Below are 22,383 nucleotides of genomic sequence, written 5' to 3' on the forward strand. Positions count from 1 at the left end.
AATATCATTTAAATTAGAGGGGGTATTTTGTTTGCCTTGCAAAAATAATTTCATTTGGCTCGAATAGAGTTTTATCATAATAATGATAAAAAAAGGAAGAAAACTTTCATTAATAAGGTATATTTGTTAGTGTATGATGAGATGGCTTAAATATCAGGTTCTGTTTTGTGTATTGCTTTTGCCCTTTACTATTCAAGCTCAATTGCAGCAATACTCTAGCTTGGAAACACCAAGTCTTGAGTCTTTCTGTGTTGATTCTATTATGAATAATGTATACTTCTATGCGCCTTATTATAAAACTGCTATAGCTGAGTATGATGCCGATTTATATGTGAAAACAAATATTGATATTCAGCGAAAGAACTTTTTGATGCGATATATTCCTCAAATGTTTCGTCCACAAAAAGGCGTTGATAAATATGTTCTAGAAACTTATAGTGATGTGCATTATACTGCTCCCGATATTTATGACCAGAGAGTTAAAGCTATAACAGGTACTACTCCGAGGCTTAAAGGAAGCAATCCAAGTGTGCTGAGGTATTTTACAATTAATATTTATTCCACTAGTTTTCTTAACACTAAGTTAATTTCACCCATTCAAAAAGAGTTCGCCAAATATTATCGCTATAAAATTGAACAGGTTTACCTAGATGCTAACAATAAGTTGGAGTTTAAAATAAGCTTTGTACCCAAAAGCCAAAGTTATCAGTTGATTGAAGGATATTTTATAGTAAGCGATGATGTATGGAGTATTCGTGAAGTTAGTTTCTATGGTCGCTCCGAATACTTGAGTGTGCAATGTTACATTCGTTTGGGAGAAGTTGGAACCTCTACAGAATTTCTACCCTTAAAGCATAATATAGATGTTACTTTTAGGTTTTTGTGGAACAAAATTAGAAATGTCTATCAAGGTGCCTTTAAATATGATAAGATACAGCCTCAGTTGAGTGTTCAATTTCCAACAGACACGGTGGAGCGTAAGAGCAAGTACAATTTAACAGAGTCCTATTCTTTTCAGTTTCCCGATACGGTGAAAATAGAGCGAGAATATGATAATTTCTATAAATTCAGGTTGCTGCCTTTGCAGGCTGATGAGGCTCAACTTTACACCAATCTCAGAGCATCCAAAGATTCGATCCAGATCTACAAAGATGTTACAAAGAAAAATAAATCAGCAATATTTTGGGGTGAAGTAGGGGATTTCCTAGTGAGCAACTACACACTTAATCTATATGAAGTTGGGAGTGTGAAGTTTTCACCAATACTAAATCCTTTTCTGTTGAGTTATAATGGGCGAGATGGAATTTCTTATAAATTGAAGATTAAATATAACCGACTCTTTAAGAATGATAGGTTATTGCGGATTTATCCTACCCTTGGGTATAACTTCAAGTATAAAGAGTTCTATTGGAAGACCTTTGCGCATTTTAATTATTGGCCACAAAAGCGTCTAGGTATAGAAATTAATACAGGTAATGGTAACCGAATTTATAGTAGTGAAGTGCTTGATGATCTTAAAGGGCAAACAGATACGATTGATTTTAAAAAGCTTAATCTGAACTACTTTAAAAATCTTCACTTCGATGTTATGCATACTTGGGAAGTCGTAAATGGGCTTCATTTCGATATTGGCTTATCTGCCTCTCGTAGGGTTAGTCCTAGGAACAATTTGCCCGACTCACTTAATCTTGATGGACGGTTTAATGGACGGTACGTTAGTGTGGCACCACGTGTTCGTACAACTTGGACTCCTGGTCAGTATTACTATATGAATGGGTATCGTAAGATTAATCTTTACTCTAAGTATCCCACTTTTATCATCGACTGGGAGCGTGGCATTAAAGGTTTTATGGGTGCAACAGGTTCTCACGAGCGGCTTGAAATGAATATTCAACATAAGCTTGCCCTAACGATGATGAAGAATTTATATTACCGTTTTGGCGGAGGAGTCTTTTCAAATCAAGACCAAATGTACTTTGTTGACTTTGTGTATTTTGCTAAAAACAACTTACCCGAAGGGTGGAATGATGATATTGGAGGAACGTTTCAGCTCTTAGGGCGAGAATGGTTTAATGCTTCGCAGTGGTATTTGAGAGCGAACTTTGTTTATGAATCACCTTTCATACTTCTGCCTCATATAAAGAAGTACACGCGTTCAGTAATCAATGAGCGTCTTTATCTGAATCTTTTAGTAATGAACCAGATGCATCCTTATATGGAGGTAGGTTATGGTATAGGTACTCATATCTTCGATTTTGGGGTTTTTGGTGCTTTGGCAAACTGGAATAATACAAAAATAGGGTGTAAGATAACCTTTGAGTTGTTTAATAGGTAAGCTGTATTTTTTATAGAATTGCTAATCAGTCTATAAACTACTTATTCTTCTAAAAATAAGGCGCTTGAATTTTTGGTGAATTCATTCAATAAGTGTATTTTTGCACCCGATTCTAGAATAATATAATGTCTAATTCAATTAAAGTATTTAATAACAATTAATTAATGGAAAATTTTAAAAACATTGCTCCTCTTGAAGATTTCAACTGGGATGCATATGAAAGCGGAGAAATCTCTACAGGAGTTGACCACGATCAACTAGCAAAAGCTTATGATGAAACTTTAAACAAAGTAAGCGACCGTGAAGTGGTTGATGGCGTTGTAATCGCTATGAACAAACGTGAAGTTGTTGTGAATATTGGTTACAAATCTGACGGTATCATTCCTTTAAATGAATTCCGTTACAATCCTGATCTTAAAGTAGGTGATACTGTTGAGGTATATATCGAAAGCCAGGAAGATAGAAAAGGACAATTAATCCTTTCTCACAAAAAAGCTCGCGCAGCTCGCGCATGGGAGCATGTTAACGCTGCTCTTGAAAACGAAGAAATTATCAAAGGTTACATCAAATGTCGTACTAAAGGCGGTATGATTGTTGACGTATTTGGTATCGAAGCGTTCTTACCAGGTTCACAAATTGACGTACGTCCTATCCGTGACTACGATGTGTTCGTTGGTAAAACTATGGAATTCAAAGTGGTTAAAATCAACCAAGAATTCAAAAACGTTGTTGTTTCACACAAAGCTCTTATCGAAGCTGAACTTGAACAACAAAAGAAAGAAATTATCAGCAAACTTGAAAAAGGACAAGTACTTGAAGGTACTGTTAAGAACATCACATCATACGGTGTATTTATCGACCTTGGTGGCGTAGATGGTCTTATCCACATTACTGACCTTTCATGGGGCCGTGTAAGTGATCCTAAAGAAGTTGTTGAACTTGACCAAAAACTTAACGTTGTTATTCTTGATTTTGATGATCAGAAGAAACGTATTGCTTTGGGTCTAAAACAACTTACTCCTCATCCATGGGATTCTCTTGATGAGAACCTTAAAGTTGGTGATAAAGTAATGGGTAGAGTTGTTGTTATGGCTGACTACGGTGCATTCGTTGAAATCGCTGCAGGTGTAGAAGGTCTTATCCACGTTTCAGAAATGTCATGGTCACAACACTTACGTTCAGCTCAAGACTTTATGAAAGTTGGTGACGAAGTTGAAGCTGTTATCTTGACACTTGATCGTGAAGAACGCAAAATGTCTCTAGGCATCAAACAACTTAAACAAGATCCATGGGAATCAATCGAAGAAAGATACCCTGTTGGTTCTAACCACACTGCTAAAGTACGTAACTTTACAAACTTTGGTATCTTCGTTGAAATCGAAGAAGGTGTTGATGGTTTAGTACATATCTCAGACCTTTCTTGGACTAAGAAAATCAAACACCCATCTGAGTTTACTCAACTAGGTGCTGATCTTGATATCGTAGTTCTTGAAATCGACAAAGAAAACCGCCGTTTAAGCCTAGGTCACAAGCAACTTGAAGAAAATCCTTGGGATGTATTCGAAACAGTATTTACTGTAGGTTCAGTACACGAAGGTACTATCATCGAAATGCTTGATAAAGGTGCAGTAATTGCTCTTCCTTACGGTGTTGAAGGTTTCGCAACTCCAAAACACTTAGTAAAAGAAGACGGTGCACAAGCTCAACTAGACGAAAAACTAGACTTCAAAGTTATTGAATTTAACAAAGAAGCTAAACGTATCATTCTTTCTCACAGCCGTATCTTCGAAGATGCTGCTAAGACAGAAGCTAGAGAAGCTAGAGAAGAAGTAAAAGCTAGCAACCAAGCTGCTGCTAAAAAAGCTCCTAAGAAAGAAGTTGCTGCTGCTCCATCTCAAAACCAAGCTGCTTCAACTACACTAGGTGATTTTGATGCTCTTGCTGAATTGAAAGAAAAACTAGAAGGTAAAAACTAATCTTAAACTTAGTTTAGATTAATTCTCCAGTATATTGAATGGGGTGTTTACTTTAAAGTAAACACCCCATTCTTGTATTAGTACGTAGGAAGTTTTTATCTTTGCTCAAAACCTTATTTGAATTATGCCAAAGTTTGAAGTTACTATATTGGGTTGCGGTTCAGCACTTCCCACCACCAAGCATAACCAGACTTCTCAGGTCGTAAATTTTAGAGAGAAACTCTTTATGATCGACTGTGGTGAAGGTACGCAGTTGCAGTTTAGAAAAGCAAAGCTCAAGTTTACTCGACTTGGGCGTATTTTTATATCTCATTTACATGGTGATCATTGCTTTGGCCTACTGGGCTTGATATCAACATTTGGCATGCTCGGACGAACTGCTGATCTGTATATCCACTGTCCTAAAGGCTTGGCTGCACTTCTCGAACCCTCCCTGAACTTCTTTTGTAATCAGAGTCCATTTAAGGTGATATTTGAGGAGTTTAACCCCAAAGTTTCTACTGTTCTCTATGAAGACCGTTCGCTAGTTGTAACTAGCATTCCGCTTAAGCATCGTATGCCCAGTTCTGGTTTTCGTTTTCAGGAGAAAGCAGGGCCTAACCATATAAATAAGGAACAGATAGACTTTTATGAGGTTCCAAGCTTTGAATTGAACCGACTGAAGGCGGGTTTTGATTATGTTACTCCTCAGGGGCAGACCATATCAAACTCTGTTCTAACATTCCCTGCTGAGCCTGTACGCAGCTATGCTTATTGTTCAGATACTGCCTATTATGAACCAGTAATAGAGCATGTAAAGGGAGTCGATTTGCTTTTCCATGAAGCTACATTTGCGAGCACTGAAGCTCTTCGTGCTGCACAAACCCTGCACTCTACAGCCGAGCAAGCAGCCACTATTGCTAAACAGGCTGAAGTGAAGCGTCTGTTAATTGGACATTTTTCTGCACGTTATCCCAATGAGGAGCGATTAAGGCAGGAGGCCATGCAGGTCTTTCCGAATGTTGAAGTAGCAGATGAGATGTTGACTTTTACGGTATGATTTTAATTGAGGTATCGCATGAAAACTAAAATAACAGATGAACAAATAGCTCTTTTGATTCAAGACGAACGAACCCTTGAATTAGGATTTAGATATTTAGTTGATACCTATAGTGAGCCGTTGTATCATCATATCAGACGAATAGTTTTAACACATGAGAATGCCAATGATGTACTTCAAAATACATTTATGAAGGCATGGTTGGGTTGCGAAAACTTTGAAGGAAGATCCAAAATATCTACTTGGCTCTATCGGATTGCAGTCAATGAAAGTCTGAGCTTTATAGAAAAGAATAAGAATCGTTTTGCTCTTGATATTGATAATCCCGAGCATGGACTTGAAGATATGCTAAAGAGTGATAGTTATTTCTGTGGTGATGAATTAGCCATTGAACTTCAAAAGGCTATTCAAGAACTACCAGAGAAACAACGCTTGGTGTTTCTTATGAAATATTATGATGATATGAAATATACTGAGATATCTAAGATACTTGGTACATCTGTTGGGGCTCTCAAAGCCTCTTATCATCATGCAACAAACAAGATTGAGGAATATTTTCGTAAACTCGATTAAACCTTTCACATTAATAGTCATCTAATAACTAGAAGGAGGTATTATGGATAATAAAAATTTAGATAAGATTAAAGGTGAGAATCCTTTTATTGTTCCTGAAGATTACTTCAGTACGCTTACGGATCAGATAATGGAGGGGTTACCTACAAAGTCATCGGTTGAAGAATCTATTAAAAATCAACCTGTTAGTCTTTGGGATAAAGTTAAGCCTTTAGCTTATCTAGCTGCTATATTTATTGGTGCTGCTTTGATTGTTCGTGTGCTTATTAACACTAAAACAGAGGAGTATGATTACATCTCTCAAATCAATGTTGAAGAGGTTTCGGATGAATTTATAGACGAGACTATTGAAGGTGCTTTTCTTGATGATTATGATATGCACGTTTATTTAACCAGTTATACAGAATAGGTTTATGAAAAGGATAATGTTCAGTTTTTTGTTTTGTCTGACACTAGTGCTCGGTGCTGAAGCTTCAACACATTTTTATCAGCACTTGACTCCTGTAGAGTTTCAGCAGAAGCAACGCGAATTTATTACAGCTGAGGTTAAGCTTACACCTCAGGAAGCAAATAGTTTCTTTACACTCTATAATGAGCTTCAAGAGGCAAAACGTGTAAATAATCGAAAGATTATGGAGCTCATGAAGAAGTCGAATCAGGAACTATCTGATGAAGAGTACACCCAAACTCTCGATGAGATTTTTAAACTTAAGAAGAGTAATGCAGATTTAGACTTAGCGTATAACGAAAAATATAAGCAGGTTATACCAAGTAAAAAGATTTTTGAGATTATACGTGCGGAGTCTAAGTTCAGACGTCAAATTATCCGAGGGATGAATCACCAAAAACGAGGTAAGCGTTCTGGTAAGTAGATTGATGGTTACCCCTAGTTTAGATATAAAAAGTAGAGCAGCAGATCACTAAGATTCGCTGCTCTACTTTTTTTATTCAAGATTACCAACCATTTTTTCTGGTCGAACCCATTCATCAAACTGCTCAGCAGTGAGATATCCCGAATTAATAGCTTCTTGACGAAGAGTTGTACCATTTCGATGTGCTGATTTAGCAATGTGAGCAGCCTTTTCGTAACCAATATGTGTATTGAGTGCTGTAACTAGCATTAATGAATTATTGAGTAACTCTTCAATGCGGTCTTTATTGGCAGTAATTCCCTTTACACAGTTTTGGCTAAAAGAGCGTGCAGCATCTCCTAGGAGTTGCGCTGATTCCAAAAAATTAGCAGCCATTACAGGTTTGAATACGTTTAATTCATAATGACCATTCGCTCCAGCAAAAGATATTGTAGTTTGGTTGCCAATCACCTGAGCACAAACCATAGTTATGGCTTCATTCTGTGTTGGATTGACTTTGCCTGGCATGATTGATGAGCCGGGTTCATTTTCGGGTAGATGAATCTCACCAATCCCTGAACGAGGACCAGAACCCAGCATTCGGATATCTTGCGCTATCTTGAAATAGGCTACTGCCAGTTGGTTTAACGCTCCATGCGTGCTAACAATGGCATCGTTGGCCGCAAGTGCTTCAAACTTATTCGGTGCAGTAATAAAGGGGAGTCCCGTAAACTCAGCAATGTATTGAGCCACTTTTAGATCATATCCTTTGGGTGCATTAAGTCCTGTACCTACTGCTGTTCCTCCCAAAGCAAGCTGAGATAGATGTGGCAGTGTAGCCTTAATGGCTGCTATTCCATTTTGCACCTGCATAGCATAACCAGAGAACTCCTGACCAAGTGTTAGCGGGGTGGCATCTTGTAGATGCGTTCGGCCAATCTTAACAATCTGGCTAAATTCATCAGCTTTGCGGCTTAACTCTTTAAGAAGTTCTGTTGCTCCAGGAATCGTATTCTCTATTAGCTTTTTGTAGGCTGCAATATTTAGAGCCGTAGGGTAGGTGTCGTTTGACGACTGCGATTTATTGACATCGTCGTTGGGGTGTATCGGACTTTTCTCTCCAAGTTTACCTCCTAGTAAGACCCCAGCCCGCTTGGATATAACCTCGTTGACATTCATATTGGATTGTGTACCCGAACCTGTTTGCCAAATCACAAGTGGGAAATGTTCGTCTAGTTTGCCTGCTATGATTTCATCACAAACTTGAGCGATAATATCTCTTTTCTCTTTAGTGAGTACTCCTAAATCGTGATTGGTATAGGCTGCCGCTTTTTTGAGATAACCAAAAGCATGAATAATCTCAAGTGGCATGGAGGCTGGTGCTCCTATTTTAAAATTGTTGCGTGAACGTTCGGTCTGTGCACCCCAATAACGGTCTGCAGGAACTCTAACTTCACCCATTGTGTCTTTCTCAATAATATAATCCATAAAAATGATGTTTTAAGATGAATAGTTTGAATTATACTATTAACACTTAAAACATCAAGTATGTTATGAATTATCCTATAATAGATAAATGTATGGCTCGGTTTTATCTCTTTTAGTCTATAAGCCTTTGGCCTTGGCTTCGTCCCAATATTGATCCATCTCTTCAAGGCTCATGCCACTAAGTTGACGTCCTGATTTTAGTGTATGGTCTTCAAGATAGTTGAAACGACGAATAAATTTTTGATTGGTGAGTTCTAAGGCATTTTCGGGATTGATATCATATTTTCGTGCCGCATTAATTAGGCTGAAAAATAGATCGCCGAACTCTTTTTCCATCTCTTCCTTATTGAGGTTCTTGATTTGCTCCTCTAGCTCCGAAAACTCTTCACGAACCTTATCCCAAACCTGTTCTTTTTGCTCCCAGTCGAACCCAATATGACGAGCTTTATCTTGAATGCGATAAGCTTTAATTAGAGCAGGTAGGGCAGCAGGCACTCCACTAAGTACGCGCTTATTTCCGTCTTTTTCTTTGAGTTTGAGTTGTTCCCAGTTATTTTCAACCTCGTCCGAATTGGCTACATCGGTATTGCCAAATACATGGGGGTGTCGGTAGATCAGTTTGTCGCAGAGTTTATCGCATACATCTTTAATGTCGAATTGCTCTTTTTCGGAGGCGATTTTGGCATAGAAGCCAATATGTAAAAGCACATCACCCAACTCTTTGCAGATTTCGAGTTCATTATTACGCATCAATGCCTCGCAAAGTTCGTAGGTTTCTTCTATTGTATTGGGACGAAGACTCTCGTTGGTTTGTTTTCTGTCCCACGGACATTTTACTCTCAATTCGTCTAGTACATCCAAAAAACGTCCGAATGCCTCTAACTTTTCTTCTCTAGTATGCATCTTTTTAAACTATTTATAGGGTCTTTATGTATCTGTCGGGGCAAAAGTACATAATTGAAAGTCGTTATTCACTTTATATTTACTAATTTTGCACTCTATAATATACCAATATATAATTGATTAAAATTTAATATGGAATTAGCAAGTAAGTACAATCCCGCTAATGTTGAGGAGAAGTGGTACTCCTACTGGATGGATCACGATTTATTTAGTTCGAAACCCGATGGAAGAGAACCATATACCGTCGTCATTCCACCTCCAAACGTTACTGGAGTCTTGCACATGGGGCATATGTTGAACAATACGATTCAAGATATCTTAGTGCGTAGAGCTCGTATGCAGGGTAAAAATGCTTGTTGGGTTCCGGGCACAGACCATGCTTCAATTGCAACAGAGGCCAAAGTGGTAAACCGACTAGCAGAACAAGGTGTTAAAAAAACAGATCTAACCAGAGATGAGTTTCTTGAGCATGCTTGGGAGTGGACAGAAGAACACGGTGGCATTATTCTAAAGCAATTACGTCGCTTAGGAGCTTCTTGTGATTGGAATAGAACCGCATTCACAATGGATGAGATCCGTAGCTCTAGTGTCTTGAAAGTTTTTGTAGACCTTTATAATAAAGGGATGATTTACAGAGGGGTTCGTATGGTAAACTGGGACCCTGCAGCACTAACTGCGCTTTCTGACGAAGAAGTGATTCACAAAGAAGAGAAAAGTAAACTCTACTATCTTAAATATAAAGTTGAAGGCGAAGCTGGATATGCAACCGTTGCAACGACTCGTCCTGAAACTATTATGGGTGACACTGCTATGTGTATTAACCCAAATGACCCCAAAAATGAACATCTCAAGGGTAAAAAAGTAATTGTACCTCTGGTAGGTAGAGTTATACCAGTTATTGAAGACGATTATGTTGATATTGAGTTTGGTACAGGTTGCTTAAAAGTAACTCCTGCTCACGATGTAAACGATTATATGCTTGGTGAGAAACATAACCTAGCTAGTATTGATATCTTCAATGATAACGGAACATTAAGTGAAGCTGCTGGGCTTTACGTGGGGCAAGATCGTTTTGAGGTGCGTAAACAAATTGTGAAAGACCTTGAAGCTGCTGACTTATTGCTTAAAGTCGAAGAATATACCAATAAAGTGGGTTATTCTGAGCGTACTCACGTTGTTATTGAGCCAAAGTTGTCTATGCAGTGGTTCTTGAAGATGGAAGATTTGGCTGAAAAAGCATTGACTCCTGTAATGAACGAAGATATTCGTTTCTATCCAGAGAAATACAAGAATACTTACCGTCACTGGATGGAAAATATCCGTGATTGGTGTATTAGCCGTCAGCTTTGGTGGGGACATCGTATTCCTGCTTATTACCTTCCTGAGGGTGGTTATGTTGTAGCTGACACCGAGGAAGAAGCTTTAAAGTTGGCTCGCGAGAAATCGGGTAATCCAGCTTTAACTATGGCCGATCTTCGTCAAGACGAAGATTGTCTAGATACTTGGTTTTCTTCTTGGTTATGGCCGATCTCTTTATTTGATGGAATCAATAATCCAGGCAACAAAGAGATGGACTATTATTATCCAACATCTGACTTAGTGACAGGTCCTGATATTATTTTCTTCTGGGTAGCACGTATGATTATGGCAGGCTACGAGTACGAAAATAAGATGCCATTTAAGAATGTTTACTTTACTGGTATCGTTCGTGATGCTAAGGGCCGTAAGATGTCCAAATCACTGGGTAATTCACCCGACCCAATCGAACTAATCGACCAATACGGTGCTGATGGTGTACGTATGGGGATGATGCTTACAGCACCTGCAGGTAATGATATTCCTTTCGATACGGCACTTTGTGAGCAGGGACGTAACTTTAATAATAAAATCTGGAACTCCTTCCGCCTGATTCAAGGTTGGGAGATTGATAAAGATCTAGAGCAAACTGAGGTTTCTAAATTGGCTACTGCTTGGTTTGAAAGCAAGCTCAACGAAACTATAATCGAGGTTGATGAGCTGTTTGCCAAATATAGATTAAGTGAAGCTTTAATGGTTATCTATAAGCTATTCTGGGATGAGTTCTCATCTTGGTACTTAGAACTTATTAAACCAGGTTTCAGCCAACCTATTGATGCTAAAACTTACGCTTCGACACTTTCATTCTTTGAGAGCTTATTGAAACTCTTACATCCATTTATGCCTTTTATCACCGAAGAATTATGGCAAGCTATGGAACCAAGAGCTAAGGGAGCTAGTTTGATGGTTCAACAAATGAGTAGCTCTAAGGTAATCAACAAAGAGTTATTGGATAATATTGACATCGTAAAAGATATTATTGGTCACGTGCGTACCATTAGAGCACAAAAGAACATTTCTCTAAAAGATGCTCTTGAGCTTAATATCTTAGGCACTAACCCTGTAATTGGCTTCAATTCAATCGTAGAGAAGATTGCTAATGTCTCGGCTATCCAGGAGGTTGAAAATCACTTAGACGGCTCGGCTACCTTTATGGTAAGAACATTCGAGTTGAGTATACCGCTATCGGGTGCAATCGATGTTGATGCCGAAATCCAGAAACTTGAGTTAGAACTTAAGCATAAGCGAGGATTCCTGCAAGGTGTAATTAAGAAGCTTAGCAACGAGCGTTTTGTGGCTAGTGCTCCAGCACAGGTTGTAGACCTTGAGAATAAGAAAAAAGCAGATGCTGAAAGCATCATTAAATCGCTAGAAGAGAACATCAAGTCGCTGAGAGATTCTCAGAAATAAGAAGTTTTTTCAGCTCTTTTTCTTGAAAATAATTATGAAAGTCCTGTAGAGTTTTTACTTTACAGGACTTTTTTATTTGTGCGAGCCTCAAAGTCTCAAAAAAATAGTTATTTTAGATTCGCTTAGCATTTAACGCTGAGTAGATATACTAAAAACAAAACATCATTATGATTCGAATAAATGTATTTATCCAAGTAGAGAGTTCAGGAAAAGCAAAGTTTTTAGAGTTAGCAAAAGAATTGGTAGAGAAGTCTTTGGCTGATGAAGGCTGCATTGCTTACGACTTGTTTGAAAGTTCAACTCGCTCGGATGTCTTTATGATTTGTGAGACTTGGCAAGATGAGGCTTCACTCAAAGCACATTCTAGTTCAGCACATTTTATTTCTCTACTTCCAGAGTTAGAAAAGTATGCAAAAATGAAGATTGAAAAACTTCACTTCTAAGTTCAGAGCAAACTTGCTCTAACCGTAAATATTTAAGCGTATCTCGTTGACTCAAGATGCGTTTATTTTTATCCCCTGTAGGCACGACTTAGTGCAATATAGCTAACGAGTAAGTCGTTTGGGTATTGGCAGTAGGTCGGAGCAAGGTGATGAGCCTTTGGTTTTCAAGGATGGCAACCGAGCCTTTGGGCTAAATGCAAAACGGCGAGATGCATTTTTGTGCATCTCGCCGTTTTCATATCTGTATTTCTTGTTTTAGAAAGGAAGATCATCTGTGTCGCTTCCTTGTAGGAAGTCGGGCATTTCAGTTGGTGCTGGTGGAGGCAAAGGCTCACCAGGAGCACTTGCTGCTACGCGTTCTACTCTCCAAGCACGCACACTATTAAACCATCTACCTTGCCACTCTCTTGCGTCGATATCAAAAGATATAGTTAGTTCTTCGCCCATTTTAATATCAAACTGTTTAATTTTATCCTCGCCGAAAATGTCAAAACACATTTTCTTAGGATACATTTCATTGCTCTCAGCTACATACTCTTGTACCATCCAAGCATTTCCAGTTTTAGAAGTTCCACTTTTAACGGGGAGAACAGCTATGATTTTTCCAGTAAATTCCATTCTATTTTGTATTTTTAATTCGTTCTGCGAAGTTACGATAATTAGTGAAAGATACCAATCTGTAAAAGCCTTTTTTAATAGGTTAAATTATTACGGGACAATCTTTTTTTGTAACTTTGTATAGACTATAGATTATAATATAATAATTACATATAGATAATATTTAACACCCATAGATATGAAGTTTATCGTTTCTAGTGCTGCATTATACAGTCACTTACAAGCTGTAAGTCGTGTAATTAATAGTAAAAATGCATTGCCCATTTTGGATTGTTTCTTGTTTCAACTCCAACAAGGTATTCTCTCTGTAACTGTATCAGATAGTGAAACAACCATGCAAACCTCAATTCCTGTAATTGAAAGTGTTACTGAAGGCAAAATAGCTATTACTGCGAAGACATTATTGGATGCTTTGAAGGAGATTCCCGAACAGCCATTGACATTTAGTGTTGATTCAGCAACGCTAGAAGTTACTGTAACCTACCAAAATGGTCAGTACAGCTTGATGGGTCAAAATGGAGATGAATATCCTCAGGCTACTGCTCTTTCAGCTGAGGCTGTAAAATTCACTATGCCCGTTGATGCATTGCTTACAGGTATTAACAGAACTGTATATGCTACTGCCGACGATGAGTTACGCCCAGTTATGAATGGTATCTATTTTGATATTACTCAAGAAGACATCACTATGGTAGCTTCTGATGGTCATAAACTTGTGCGTTGCCAAGTATTAGATGCTAAAGGCTCAGACAGAGCTGCATTTATCTTGCCTAAGAAGCCTGCAAATCTGTTGAAGAATATCCTTCCTAAAGAACAAGGTGAGGTAACCATTGCTTTCGACGAAAGAAATGCAGTATTCGAATTGGGTAACTACCATATGATTTGCCGTCTGATTGAAGGACGCTATCCCAATTATAACTCGGTAATCCCAAAAGACAACCCCTTTAAAGTAACCGTTGACCGTGCTTCACTAATTGGTGCATTGCGTCGTGTTGCTATTTTCTCTTCTCAGGCAAGTAGCTTGGTGAAGTTGAATATCAAACCGGGCAGTATTAATATCTCTGCTCAAGACATTGATTTCTCTACTTCTGCTGAAGAGTCATTGCCATGCCAATATTCAGATTCAGAAATGAGCATTGGTTTTAAATCGACTTTCTTGATAGATATTCTTTCAAACATCTCATCTGCTGAAGTGATTTTAGAATTGGCCGATCCTTCTCGCGCAGGCTTAATTGTTCCTGTAGAGCAAGAAGAAGGTGAGAAACTACTAACACTTTTAATGCCAATGATGCTTAACGACTAAGTTTAAGCAAGCATAAAACATACAAAATGAAATTAAACCTGAAAAACCCTATAGTATTCTTTGACTTAGAAACTACAGGTACCAATATAAACTCAGATCGCATTGTTGAAATTTGTTACCTTAAGGTTCACCCTAATGGTAATGAAGAGGCTAAAACCTTGCGCATTAATCCAGAAATGCCCATTCCTGCAGAATCTTCTGCTATTCATGGCATATACGATAAAGACATTGTGGATTGCCCCACGTTCAAAGAAGTAGCCAAGAATATTGCCAAAGATATCGAAGGATCTGATTTGGCAGGGTTTAACTCAAATCGCTTTGATATTCCTGTTTTAGTTGAGGAATTTCTTCGTGCAGGAGTTGATATTGATTTGAGCAAGCGCAAGTTTGTAGATGTTCAGGTGATATTTCACAAAATGGAACAAAGAACACTCTCTGCAGCCTATAAATTCTATTGCGGCAAGAGCCTTGACGATGCACATTCAGCTGAGGCCGATACGCGTGCCACTTACGAGGTGTTGAAGTCTCAACTTGACCGTTACGAAGATCTTGAAAATGATATTGCTTTCTTAGCCGATTTTTCGAGCTTCAATAAGAATGTGGATTTTGCAGGTCGCATGATTTTTGATGAAAACGGAGTTGAAGTGTTCAACTTTGGTAAATACAAAGGTCAGCCTGTAGCGGAGGTTTTAAAAAAAGACTTGGGTTATTTTAGCTGGATGTTAAATAATGATTTTACGCTCAACACCAAAGCTGAATTGACTAAAATTAAACTTAGAGAATTAACTGGACAGTAATGTTGAAAGGTAAAAAAATTATATTAGGCATAACAGGTAGCATTGCTGCCTATAAAGCCTGTCTAATTATTCGAGGCTTAATCAAAAAAGGAGCCGAGGTGCAGGTGGTGATTACCCCTGCTGGCAAAGAGTTTATAACTCCTATTACGTTATCGGCTTTAACGAGTAAACCTGTGATCAGTGAGTTTTTTGCTCAAAAAGATGGTAGTTGGAACAGTCATGTTGATTTAGGTCTTTGGGCAGATGCTATGCTTATTGCTCCAGCTACTGCTTCAACTCTGGGTAAGATGGCCAATGGGGTAGCTGATAATATGCTTATCACTACTTATTTATCTGCAAAGTCGCAAGTTTTTATTGCTCCTGCAATGGACCTTGATATGTTTGCACACCCTTCGACACATCGTAACTTAGACACCCTACGTTCGTATGGTGATATTATCATTGAACCTACATCTGGTGAACTTGCTAGTCACTTGGTAGGCAAAGGACGTATGGAAGATCCCGATAACATCATTGCTGTGCTGGAGGACTACTTCGTAAAGCAAGCAGATTTGAAAGGCAAAAATGTGCTAATAACTGCAGGCCCAACATACGAACAAATTGACCCCGTTCGCTTTATTGGAAATTACTCTTCAGGTAAAATGGGCTTTGCTATTGCTCAAGAATGCGCCAATCGGGGAGCCAATGTGACTTTAGTTACAGGACCAGTCCAACTAAAACTTGATCATCCTAACATCAAGCGTATTGATGTTTCTTCGGCTCAGCAGATGTTTGAGGTGGCAGTAGAAACCTTCCCGAAAATGGATGTTGCTATCCTTTCAGCCGCTGTAGCTGATTATACACCAGCTGTGGCTGCCGATCAAAAAATGAAACGTATAGAGGGTGAGGCACTCAATCTGTATCTAAAACCCACCAAAGATATTGCTGCACACTTGGGCAAACTTAAAACCAAAGACCAGCGTATTGTTGGTTTTGCTTTAGAAACCAATGACGAAGAGTCACATGCAAAAGGCAAGTTGGAGAAGAAAAACTTCGACTTTATTGTGCTCAACTCTTTGCAAGATAAAGGAGCAGGATTCCAATGTGATACCAATAAGATTTATCTTATTGATAGGTCCACCAAAACGGAATTCCCTTTAAAATCGAAGCCTGAAGTTGCAGAGGATATAATAAATCGTTTGGTAGAGATTCTTTAAATCTGATTATACAGTAAAGTCTAAATTTATGTTGCGTTCCTTACATATAAAGAATTACGCCTTAATTGATGCGTTGCATATGGATTTTGATGCTGGTTTTTCTGTCATTACGGGTGAGACAGGGGCTGGTAAATCTATAATTCTGGGTGCAATAAACTTACTGTTAGGGCAACGTGCCGATGTGAAAGCCATTCGTGTGGGTGCAAGTAAATGTGTAATTGAGGCATTTTTTGAAGTGAGTCAATATGCAATGCAGACCTTTTTTGAGGTAAATAAACTCGATTACGACGACATTTGTATCTTAAGACGTGAAGTTCAGGCCTCAGGCAAAAGTCGAGCCTTTATAAACGACACACCAGTTTCACTGACTTTACTTCGTGAGCTTGGCGATCAGTTGATTGATATTCATTCACAACACCAAAATCTCCTACTCAATAAGGAGGGCTTTCAACTCGATGTACTCGATATGATTGCTGGTAATGAACCTCTCAATAACGACTACTTTAGGGCTTATGAGTCTTGGCGGAAACTAGAAAAAGAACTTACTGGCCTTCGAGAACTCTCTGAGCGTTCTCGTGCCGATGAAGATTATATACGGTTTCAGCTCGAACAGTTTGCTGAGGTTAGTCTAAAGGTCGGAGAAAAAGAACTTCTTGAGCAAGAGGTTGAAACTTTAGCTCATACCGAAGATATTAAATCGTCTCTATATAAATTAACTCAACTTTTTGACGGAGACCAAGTAGGATTACTAACTTTACTGCGTGAAGCTTCTAACGAACTCTCAAACCTCAAGGTTATCTATCCCCAAGTTGAAGAGTTAGCCGAACGTGTTGCGAGTGCTGTAATAGAACTCAAAGACATTGCCGAAGAGATTTCCGATAAGGGGGAGTCGGTATCTTATAATCCTGAGCGACTGCAAGAGGCCGAAAAACGATTGGACTCAATTTACTCCTTGGAGCAAAAACATAGGGTTCAGACTGTAAAGGAGCTGATGGACATCGAACGTGAATTTATTCAACAACTTGATGATATTACCTCTTATGACGAACGTATAGAGGTGTTGGAAGCTCACACGAAACAAGCATTAGATGCTGCTTTTAAACTTGCTGAGTCATTATCGGCAACAAGACGAGCTGCTGCTAAAAAAGTTGAAGATGAGTTGAGTATGCGTCTCTTACCTCTAGGTATGCCGAACGTACGTTTTCAAATTGACATTACTCCAAAGGAGGCTTTAAGTGCTCATGGTTTGGATGCAGTATCATTCTTGTTTTCTGCTAACAAAAATGGAACATTACAAAACATTACCTCAGTAGCTTCTGGTGGAGAGATTGCTCGTGTTATGCTTTCGATTAAAGCGATGATTGCTGGGGCTGTTAAGTTGCCCACAATCATATTTGATGAAATTGATACAGGAGTTTCGGGCGAAATAGCTGATCGCATGGCCGATATGATGTTTAAAATGGGCGGGCTCGACCGACAGGTTATTAGCATTACTCATTTGCCTCAGATTGCTGCCAAGGGATCTTCTCATTTTAAAGTCTACAAAGAGGATAATGAGCAAGAGACTATCAGTAATATAAAGAAATTAAACAAGGAAGAACGAATCAAGGAGATAGCCAACATGTTAAGTGGTGCTACCCTCACTGATGCGGCTCTCAGTAATGCAAGAGCATTGCTGGGCTATAAATAAATATATAGAATAATAATATGGTAAATAAGAATGAACTCATATTTGGAGTTCGTGCGGTAATCGAAGCTGTCGAAGCCGACAAAGAAATTGACAAAATCCTAGTAAAGAAAGACATCCAAAGTGAACTTTCTAAAGAGTTATTTGAAGCTATAAGAGGCCGCAGGATTACTGTTCAGCACGTTCCAGTAGAGCGATTGAACCGTATTACTGGCAAAAACCATCAAGGTGTTATTGCATATATCTCATCTGTAACTTATCAAACAGTCGAAGACATGGTTCCCTTTTTATACGAAGAGGGAAAAAATCCATTCTTTGTTATGCTTGATGGCGTGACCGATGTGAGAAACTTTGGAGCTATAGCCCGTACCTGCGAATGTGCAGGTGTTGATGCAATTGTAATTCCATCTAAAGGTAGTGTTTCGGTTAATGCTGATGCTGTTAAAACTTCGGCTGGGGCATTGATGTCGCTACCTGTATGCAAAGAAACTAATCTCTATACTACTGTTAAGTTTTTAAAGAACAGTGGTTTTAGAATTCTTGCTGCTACGGAGAAAGGTGATTATAGCTATACTAAGGGAGATTATACAGGCCCTATTTGCTTAATCATGGGTTCTGAAGACAAGGGGATATCTTCGGATGTGCTCTCACTCTGTGACGAGTGGATGACTATTCCTATTATGGGAACTATCCAGTCTTTGAATGTATCTGTTGCTGCTGGTATTCTGATTTATGAAGCAATAAATAAGCGTTCGGAGCAAGCAGAATAGTCTTTGCCTGTTCGACCTGATTTTAATACCAAATAACTAATTCTCGCGCTATGAAACGTATACTTTTTACTCTATTGGTAAGCTGTTTTGGATCAGTCTTAGCTTTTGGACAGGGTCCTAAATGGGTACCCAATGCCAAGAAGGCTGTATTTTCTATAATGACTTTCGATAATTTAGACAATTTGCTCAAAACTGGAAATGGTTTCTTTATATCCGAAACTGGAGTTGGAGTTTCCGACTTCAATCTTTTTAAAGGAGCTAGTAAGGCTGTTGTTATTGATACTGAAGGTGAAAAATATCCCGTTTATTCAATCTTAGGTGCGGATGACACTTACGATGTGGTAAAGTTTTTGGTTGATTTGCAGGGCAAGAAGAAGGTTGATCATTTGGCTGCTATTGAGGTATCCTTACCCATTGGAGCAGAGGTTTTAGTTTTGCCCTACTCGGTTAAGAAAGATCGACTTTGTTATCCAGGTAAGGTTAAATCTGTTGATGTTATTCGTGGCAACCGTTCTTACTATACGCTTGACCTGCGCATGCAGGAGGCCTTAGAAAGCTGCCCTGTAGTGGATGTTGATGGAGCAGTAATAGGTATATTACAGAAGGATCACAGTAGTTCTAGTGCTATGATTTCTCATGTAGTAGGTATTGATTTTATTAATGATTTGAAAGTTGGTGCATTATCGTTTGCCGACCCTGCATTACAAGATATATTCATAAAGAAAGGATTACCTACCGATGAGAACGAGGCCTTAGTCTATTTGTATGTCAATGAATCTAGTCTATCAGCTGATGAATTAGCAGGCATATACAAAGATTTTATTCGCCAGTTTCCTGCCAATAGTGAAGGCTATATTCGATATGCACAATCCCTTTTGAATGGGGCTAAGTCGCAGGCTGATGTTAAAGAGGTTAAGGTAACTTTAGACAAAGCTAATGAATTGAGTAGAGCAAAAGACGAGGCATTATTTAGTATAGTCAAGTTTATAAGTTCGAATCAACAAAACGAATTTTTAAATGGCCTCAAAGGCTGGACTATTGAAGATGCGCTGAGTCTGATTGAGCAAGCTATCGCAATAAACCCTTTGCCTATCTATGTGCAAGTCAAGGCTGAGCTTTTAGATAATTTGGGTAGAACAGATGAGGCTATTGCAGCTTATGCGATTGTTAATAATTCGGATATTGCCTCTTCTCTCTCATTTTATAATACAGCTCAACTTTACAAGCAGAAAGAGGCTAAACCTGAAGAAATTTTAGCTCTACTTGACAGCAGTATAGTTCGATTGCCCAAACCTTATGCTTTTGATGCTTCACCTTATCTTTTTGATCGTGCTTTACACCTTATCGATATGGGTAAACATCGTGAGGCTTTGAAAGATTTAAATGAATATTACTATGCTGTAGAGGGGGGAGTGAATGCTAACTTTTTCTATATTAGAGAACAAGTTGCTTTGTCTGCTCGTCAGTATCATCAAGCGCTTGATGATATAGAGTTGGCTATTCAACTCGAACCTACAAATCTACTTTATCTTTTGGAGCGTGCTTCATTAAATTTAAGGGTGGGTAGGTATGACGAAGCTTTGGTGCTGCTCGAAGATATAATTAAGCTAGATCCAACCAACGCTGAGGCTTATCGCTTGCAAGGAGTTAGCTACATTCAGAAAAAGGACAAAAGGGCTTGTAGTAGCTTGAAAAAGGCAAAAGAACTTGGCGACACATTGGCTGATGATCTAATTAAAAGCAATTGCAAGTAATGAACCTTGGTTATTAGATACAAATAGCGCGTCTGGCAGAATTAATGTCAGACGTGCTATTTTGTATGAGGCTATTAGCAGTAGATTAATTATTAATCTTGCTGATTATCTTTTTGAGAAGGTATGTAGCATTCAAATTTTGCGCTACCCCTTGTTCTATTTTATAGGTGTAATTTATTTCGTCACCAAGCTCTATCTCAAAGCAGAGATTGCAAATGTGCTTGTTCTCATTTGCCATCTTTGTAAGTTCTAAATCGTGGGTAGCGATAATTCCCGAAACTGGAAGTTTAGATATCTCTTCGAGTAAGAGTTTAGAACCTTTGAGTTTATCGATGGAGTTTGTTCCTTTCAATATCTCGTCAAGGATAATAAGTGTGTGGTTATTTTGCTTGCAATAATTAATCATTTGTTCAAGACGGATAAGCTCCGCATTGAAGTAGGATATGTTTTTGACTAAGTTATCACTTGTTCGCATGCTAGAGAATAGCTCCATAGGAGTCACTTCAAACGTATTTGCACAAACAGTTAATCCATTTAGTGCCATAATAAAGTTTATACCAACCGAGCGTAAAAAGGTACTTTTACCAGCCATATTAGCTCCCGTGATGATGGTGAAATTATGCGTAGCCAAATCAAAATCATTTGACACTACTTTGTCTTTGGGTATGAATGGATGGTAAAGCCCATTGGCACGTAATACGGACTTGTCTTCAGTGAATTCTACAAAGCAATTGGCTGGTTGATTGTAGACATAGGTTGATAAACTAATCAGAGCATCAAACTCTCCAATTGTATCGGCCCACTGGGGAAGGTAGTTTGCATACTTCTTCTTCCAGATTGCAAAACTGCTCATGGTCCAAAGATCATTAAGGAAAAGGCCATTTAGAAATATAAATGCAAGCAGATTCGCACGCTGATCAAGCCTATTAAGAATGCCCGACAATTCTTTAAAGGCTTTTCGTATATCCACATCTTCGTCGACTTGGAGGGTATTTCTTAGTATTGTTAATTCTTCACTTTCGAACTTTGTCTGGATAATATGATTAATAATATCTCGATAAGAATGAAGCCCTTTAAAGAGTTTGCCCACTTGTTGTGTGGATTTTTGTATTAGGCCCGAGAATAGAATGACTGCAAGTATTTGTAATAAAAAGAATAGAATTGCTAGTGAAGTTGGTGCTATACCCAAAATAGCCAGTATAATTGCCCCAAGAGTCAATAGGCATGAGATACTGATACTGACTTTAAATTTAGAGGTTTCGAAAATTTCAGGATTAGCATTAGTTTGCAACTCTGCCGATAGTGTTTCTAAATCCACTTTAGTAGGTGAGCCCACAGCAATAAAATGAGTTCTCCATTTAACTAAGTTTGCAAGCTCCCTTAAAGCTTCTTGACGTTTGAGTATCTTGGGTATATTTGTGGTTAAGTTCGTTAGGTAATTGGCTAATTTTCTTCTTCCTAAGTCGGTAACTGTTCTGTTTATGCGGTGAAAGAATGACTCGTTACCAAACACATCCAAATCGAAAGAGTAGGGGTGAGCGGGATCAATAAAATCTAGGCCAGGATCGAAAGGAGAAAAATCACGATTGAGGTAGGCTATTTCATTTTCGAGTGTTTTTTTTAGGTGCTCATGTAAGACAATCTTGCGCTGTAGCTTGCTGTCTAAAAATAGGGCAACCAGGTAGAGAGTAATAAATAGCCCAAAAGCTATCATCCAATAGTTGTCAAAATCATTGAATACTGATTTGTATATAAAAAATATCGCTGCTAGAAATGTTCCTAATTTTGCCCATAAAAACATTTTACTGTTCTTATGTAGCTTTTTGAGTATAATATCTTCTTCTAAGATATGCTTATCATATTCGCTTCTTCTCATGCTCTAAA

General features: G+C 38.4%; 18 protein-coding genes. 14 read left to right on the forward strand and 4 right to left on the reverse strand.

Features of this window, described 5'->3' with window-relative positions:
* The first annotated feature begins 136 nt into the window (after positions 1 to 136).
* From B091_RS0102465 to B091_RS0102490, 6 genes are all read left to right on the forward strand, one after another.
* Positions 137 to 2,335, forward strand: coding sequence for a DUF5686 family protein (locus B091_RS0102465; RefSeq protein WP_018108424.1), 2,199 nt, complete (start codon positions 137 to 139; stop codon positions 2,333 to 2,335).
* Positions 2,336 to 2,499: 164 nt separating this feature from the next.
* Positions 2,500 to 4,311, forward strand: a complete 1,812-nt coding sequence (rpsA, locus tag B091_RS0102470) for a 30S ribosomal protein S1 (protein WP_018108425.1) — start codon at positions 2,500 to 2,502, stop codon at positions 4,309 to 4,311.
* A 124-nt stretch (positions 4,312 to 4,435) separates the two neighbouring features.
* Positions 4,436 to 5,350, forward strand: coding sequence for a ribonuclease Z (locus tag B091_RS0102475; RefSeq protein WP_018108426.1), 915 nt, complete (start codon positions 4,436 to 4,438; stop codon positions 5,348 to 5,350).
* Positions 5,351 to 5,368: 18 nt separating this feature from the next.
* Positions 5,369 to 5,923, forward strand: a complete 555-nt coding sequence (locus B091_RS0102480; protein WP_018108427.1) for an RNA polymerase sigma factor — start codon at positions 5,369 to 5,371, stop codon at positions 5,921 to 5,923.
* A 43-nt stretch (positions 5,924 to 5,966) separates the two neighbouring features.
* Complete coding sequence (locus B091_RS0102485) at positions 5,967 to 6,332, forward strand: hypothetical protein (RefSeq protein WP_018108428.1); 366 nt, start codon at positions 5,967 to 5,969, stop codon at positions 6,330 to 6,332.
* A 4-nt stretch (positions 6,333 to 6,336) separates the two neighbouring features.
* Positions 6,337 to 6,795 carry a hypothetical protein gene (locus tag B091_RS0102490; RefSeq protein ID WP_155888233.1) on the forward strand — a complete coding sequence of 153 codons (459 nt, stop codon included), beginning with the start codon at positions 6,337 to 6,339 and terminating at the stop codon, positions 6,793 to 6,795.
* Between the two features lie 72 nt (positions 6,796 to 6,867).
* Here B091_RS0102490 and fumC read toward each other — a convergent pair whose 3' ends face one another.
* Complete coding sequence (gene fumC / locus B091_RS0102495) at positions 6,868 to 8,262, reverse strand: class II fumarate hydratase (protein WP_018108430.1); 1,395 nt, start codon at positions 8,260 to 8,262, stop codon at positions 6,868 to 6,870.
* 117 nt (positions 8,263 to 8,379) lie between these two features.
* Positions 8,380 to 9,165: a nucleoside triphosphate pyrophosphohydrolase gene (gene mazG, locus B091_RS0102500; protein ID WP_018108431.1), complete on the reverse strand. Its 786-nt coding sequence runs from the start codon at positions 9,163 to 9,165 to the stop codon at positions 8,380 to 8,382.
* 132 nt (positions 9,166 to 9,297) lie between these two features.
* Between mazG and B091_RS0102505 the strand changes: the two genes are divergently transcribed.
* Entirely contained in the window at positions 9,298 to 11,931 is a 2,634-nt protein-coding gene (locus B091_RS0102505) for a valine--tRNA ligase (RefSeq protein ID WP_018108432.1), read from the forward strand.
* Between the two features lie 167 nt (positions 11,932 to 12,098).
* The gene (locus B091_RS0102510; protein ID WP_018108433.1) at positions 12,099 to 12,374 is read left to right on the forward strand and encodes a putative quinol monooxygenase; all 276 of its coding nucleotides are present in this window, start codon (positions 12,099 to 12,101) and stop codon (positions 12,372 to 12,374) included.
* A 255-nt stretch (positions 12,375 to 12,629) separates the two neighbouring features.
* Here the strand turns inward: B091_RS0102510 and B091_RS0102515 are convergent, their stop codons facing one another.
* A complete protein-coding gene (locus tag B091_RS0102515; RefSeq protein ID WP_018108434.1) occupies positions 12,630 to 12,992 on the reverse strand; it encodes a DUF3127 domain-containing protein in 363 nt (120 codons plus the stop codon).
* A 178-nt stretch (positions 12,993 to 13,170) separates the two neighbouring features.
* Between B091_RS0102515 and dnaN the strand changes: the two genes are divergently transcribed.
* The 6 genes from dnaN to B091_RS0102545 are packed head-to-tail and all read left to right on the forward strand — an operon-like array spanning position 13,171 to position 20,499.
* Positions 13,171 to 14,295, forward strand: coding sequence for a DNA polymerase III subunit beta (gene dnaN, locus B091_RS0102520; RefSeq protein WP_018108435.1), 1,125 nt, complete (start codon positions 13,171 to 13,173; stop codon positions 14,293 to 14,295).
* Positions 14,296 to 14,321: 26 nt separating this feature from the next.
* Complete coding sequence (locus B091_RS0102525) at positions 14,322 to 15,092, forward strand: 3'-5' exonuclease (protein ID WP_018108436.1); 771 nt, start codon at positions 14,322 to 14,324, stop codon at positions 15,090 to 15,092.
* Positions 15,092 to 16,288, forward strand: a complete 1,197-nt coding sequence (gene coaBC / locus B091_RS0102530) for a bifunctional phosphopantothenoylcysteine decarboxylase/phosphopantothenate--cysteine ligase CoaBC (RefSeq protein ID WP_018108437.1) — start codon at positions 15,092 to 15,094, stop codon at positions 16,286 to 16,288. The genes B091_RS0102525 and coaBC overlap by 1 nt, the downstream gene beginning before the upstream one ends.
* 28 nt (positions 16,289 to 16,316) lie before the next feature.
* Positions 16,317 to 17,978, forward strand: coding sequence for a DNA repair protein RecN (gene recN / locus B091_RS0102535; protein WP_026166291.1), 1,662 nt, complete (start codon positions 16,317 to 16,319; stop codon positions 17,976 to 17,978).
* A 17-nt stretch (positions 17,979 to 17,995) separates the two neighbouring features.
* Positions 17,996 to 18,745 carry a 23S rRNA (guanosine(2251)-2'-O)-methyltransferase RlmB gene (gene rlmB / locus B091_RS0102540; protein ID WP_018108439.1) on the forward strand — a complete coding sequence of 250 codons (750 nt, stop codon included), beginning with the start codon at positions 17,996 to 17,998 and terminating at the stop codon, positions 18,743 to 18,745.
* Between the two features lie 50 nt (positions 18,746 to 18,795).
* The gene (locus B091_RS0102545; RefSeq protein WP_018108440.1) at positions 18,796 to 20,499 is read left to right on the forward strand and encodes a tetratricopeptide repeat protein; all 1,704 of its coding nucleotides are present in this window, start codon (positions 18,796 to 18,798) and stop codon (positions 20,497 to 20,499) included.
* An 85-nt stretch (positions 20,500 to 20,584) separates the two neighbouring features.
* Here the strand turns inward: B091_RS0102545 and B091_RS0102550 are convergent, their stop codons facing one another.
* Complete coding sequence (locus B091_RS0102550; RefSeq protein WP_018108441.1) at positions 20,585 to 22,375, reverse strand: MutS-related protein; 1,791 nt, start codon at positions 22,373 to 22,375, stop codon at positions 20,585 to 20,587.
* Positions 22,376 to 22,383 lie beyond the last annotated feature (8 nt).

The organism is Bacteroides propionicifaciens DSM 19291 = JCM 14649 (genome assembly GCF_000375405.1).
Taxonomy (GTDB): domain Bacteria; phylum Bacteroidota; class Bacteroidia; order Bacteroidales; family Bacteroidaceae; genus Bacteroides_E; species Bacteroides_E propionicifaciens.

Bases quoted from the DNA above. Each gene is read 5' to 3' on its own strand.
- rpsA (WP_018108425.1), top strand. From the start codon at position 2,500: ATGGAAAATTTTAAAAACATTGCTCCTCTTGAAGATTTCAACTGGGAT.
- recN (WP_026166291.1), top strand. From the start codon at position 16,317: ATGTTGCGTTCCTTACATATAAAGAATTACGCCTTAATTGATGCGTTG.
- B091_RS0102505 (WP_018108432.1), top strand. From the start codon at position 9,298: ATGGAATTAGCAAGTAAGTACAATCCCGCTAATGTTGAGGAGAAGTGG.
- coaBC (WP_018108437.1), top strand. From the start codon at position 15,092: ATGTTGAAAGGTAAAAAAATTATATTAGGCATAACAGGTAGCATTGCT.
- B091_RS0102550 (WP_018108441.1), bottom strand. From the start codon at position 22,375: ATGAGAAGAAGCGAATATGATAAGCATATCTTAGAAGAAGATATTATA.
- B091_RS0102480 (WP_018108427.1), top strand. From the start codon at position 5,369: ATGAAAACTAAAATAACAGATGAACAAATAGCTCTTTTGATTCAAGAC.
- B091_RS0102525 (WP_018108436.1), top strand. From the start codon at position 14,322: ATGAAATTAAACCTGAAAAACCCTATAGTATTCTTTGACTTAGAAACT.
- B091_RS0102545 (WP_018108440.1), top strand. From the start codon at position 18,796: ATGAAACGTATACTTTTTACTCTATTGGTAAGCTGTTTTGGATCAGTC.
- B091_RS0102515 (WP_018108434.1), bottom strand. From the start codon at position 12,992: ATGGAATTTACTGGAAAAATCATAGCTGTTCTCCCCGTTAAAAGTGGA.
- B091_RS0102510 (WP_018108433.1), top strand. From the start codon at position 12,099: ATGATTCGAATAAATGTATTTATCCAAGTAGAGAGTTCAGGAAAAGCA.
- fumC (WP_018108430.1), bottom strand. From the start codon at position 8,262: ATGGATTATATTATTGAGAAAGACACAATGGGTGAAGTTAGAGTTCCT.
- B091_RS0102485 (WP_018108428.1), top strand. From the start codon at position 5,967: ATGGATAATAAAAATTTAGATAAGATTAAAGGTGAGAATCCTTTTATT.
- mazG (WP_018108431.1), bottom strand. From the start codon at position 9,165: ATGCATACTAGAGAAGAAAAGTTAGAGGCATTCGGACGTTTTTTGGAT.
- rlmB (WP_018108439.1), top strand. From the start codon at position 17,996: ATGGTAAATAAGAATGAACTCATATTTGGAGTTCGTGCGGTAATCGAA.
- dnaN (WP_018108435.1), top strand. From the start codon at position 13,171: ATGAAGTTTATCGTTTCTAGTGCTGCATTATACAGTCACTTACAAGCT.
- B091_RS0102490 (WP_155888233.1), top strand. From the start codon at position 6,337: ATGAAAAGGATAATGTTCAGTTTTTTGTTTTGTCTGACACTAGTGCTC.
- B091_RS0102465 (WP_018108424.1), top strand. From the start codon at position 137: ATGAGATGGCTTAAATATCAGGTTCTGTTTTGTGTATTGCTTTTGCCC.
- B091_RS0102475 (WP_018108426.1), top strand. From the start codon at position 4,436: ATGCCAAAGTTTGAAGTTACTATATTGGGTTGCGGTTCAGCACTTCCC.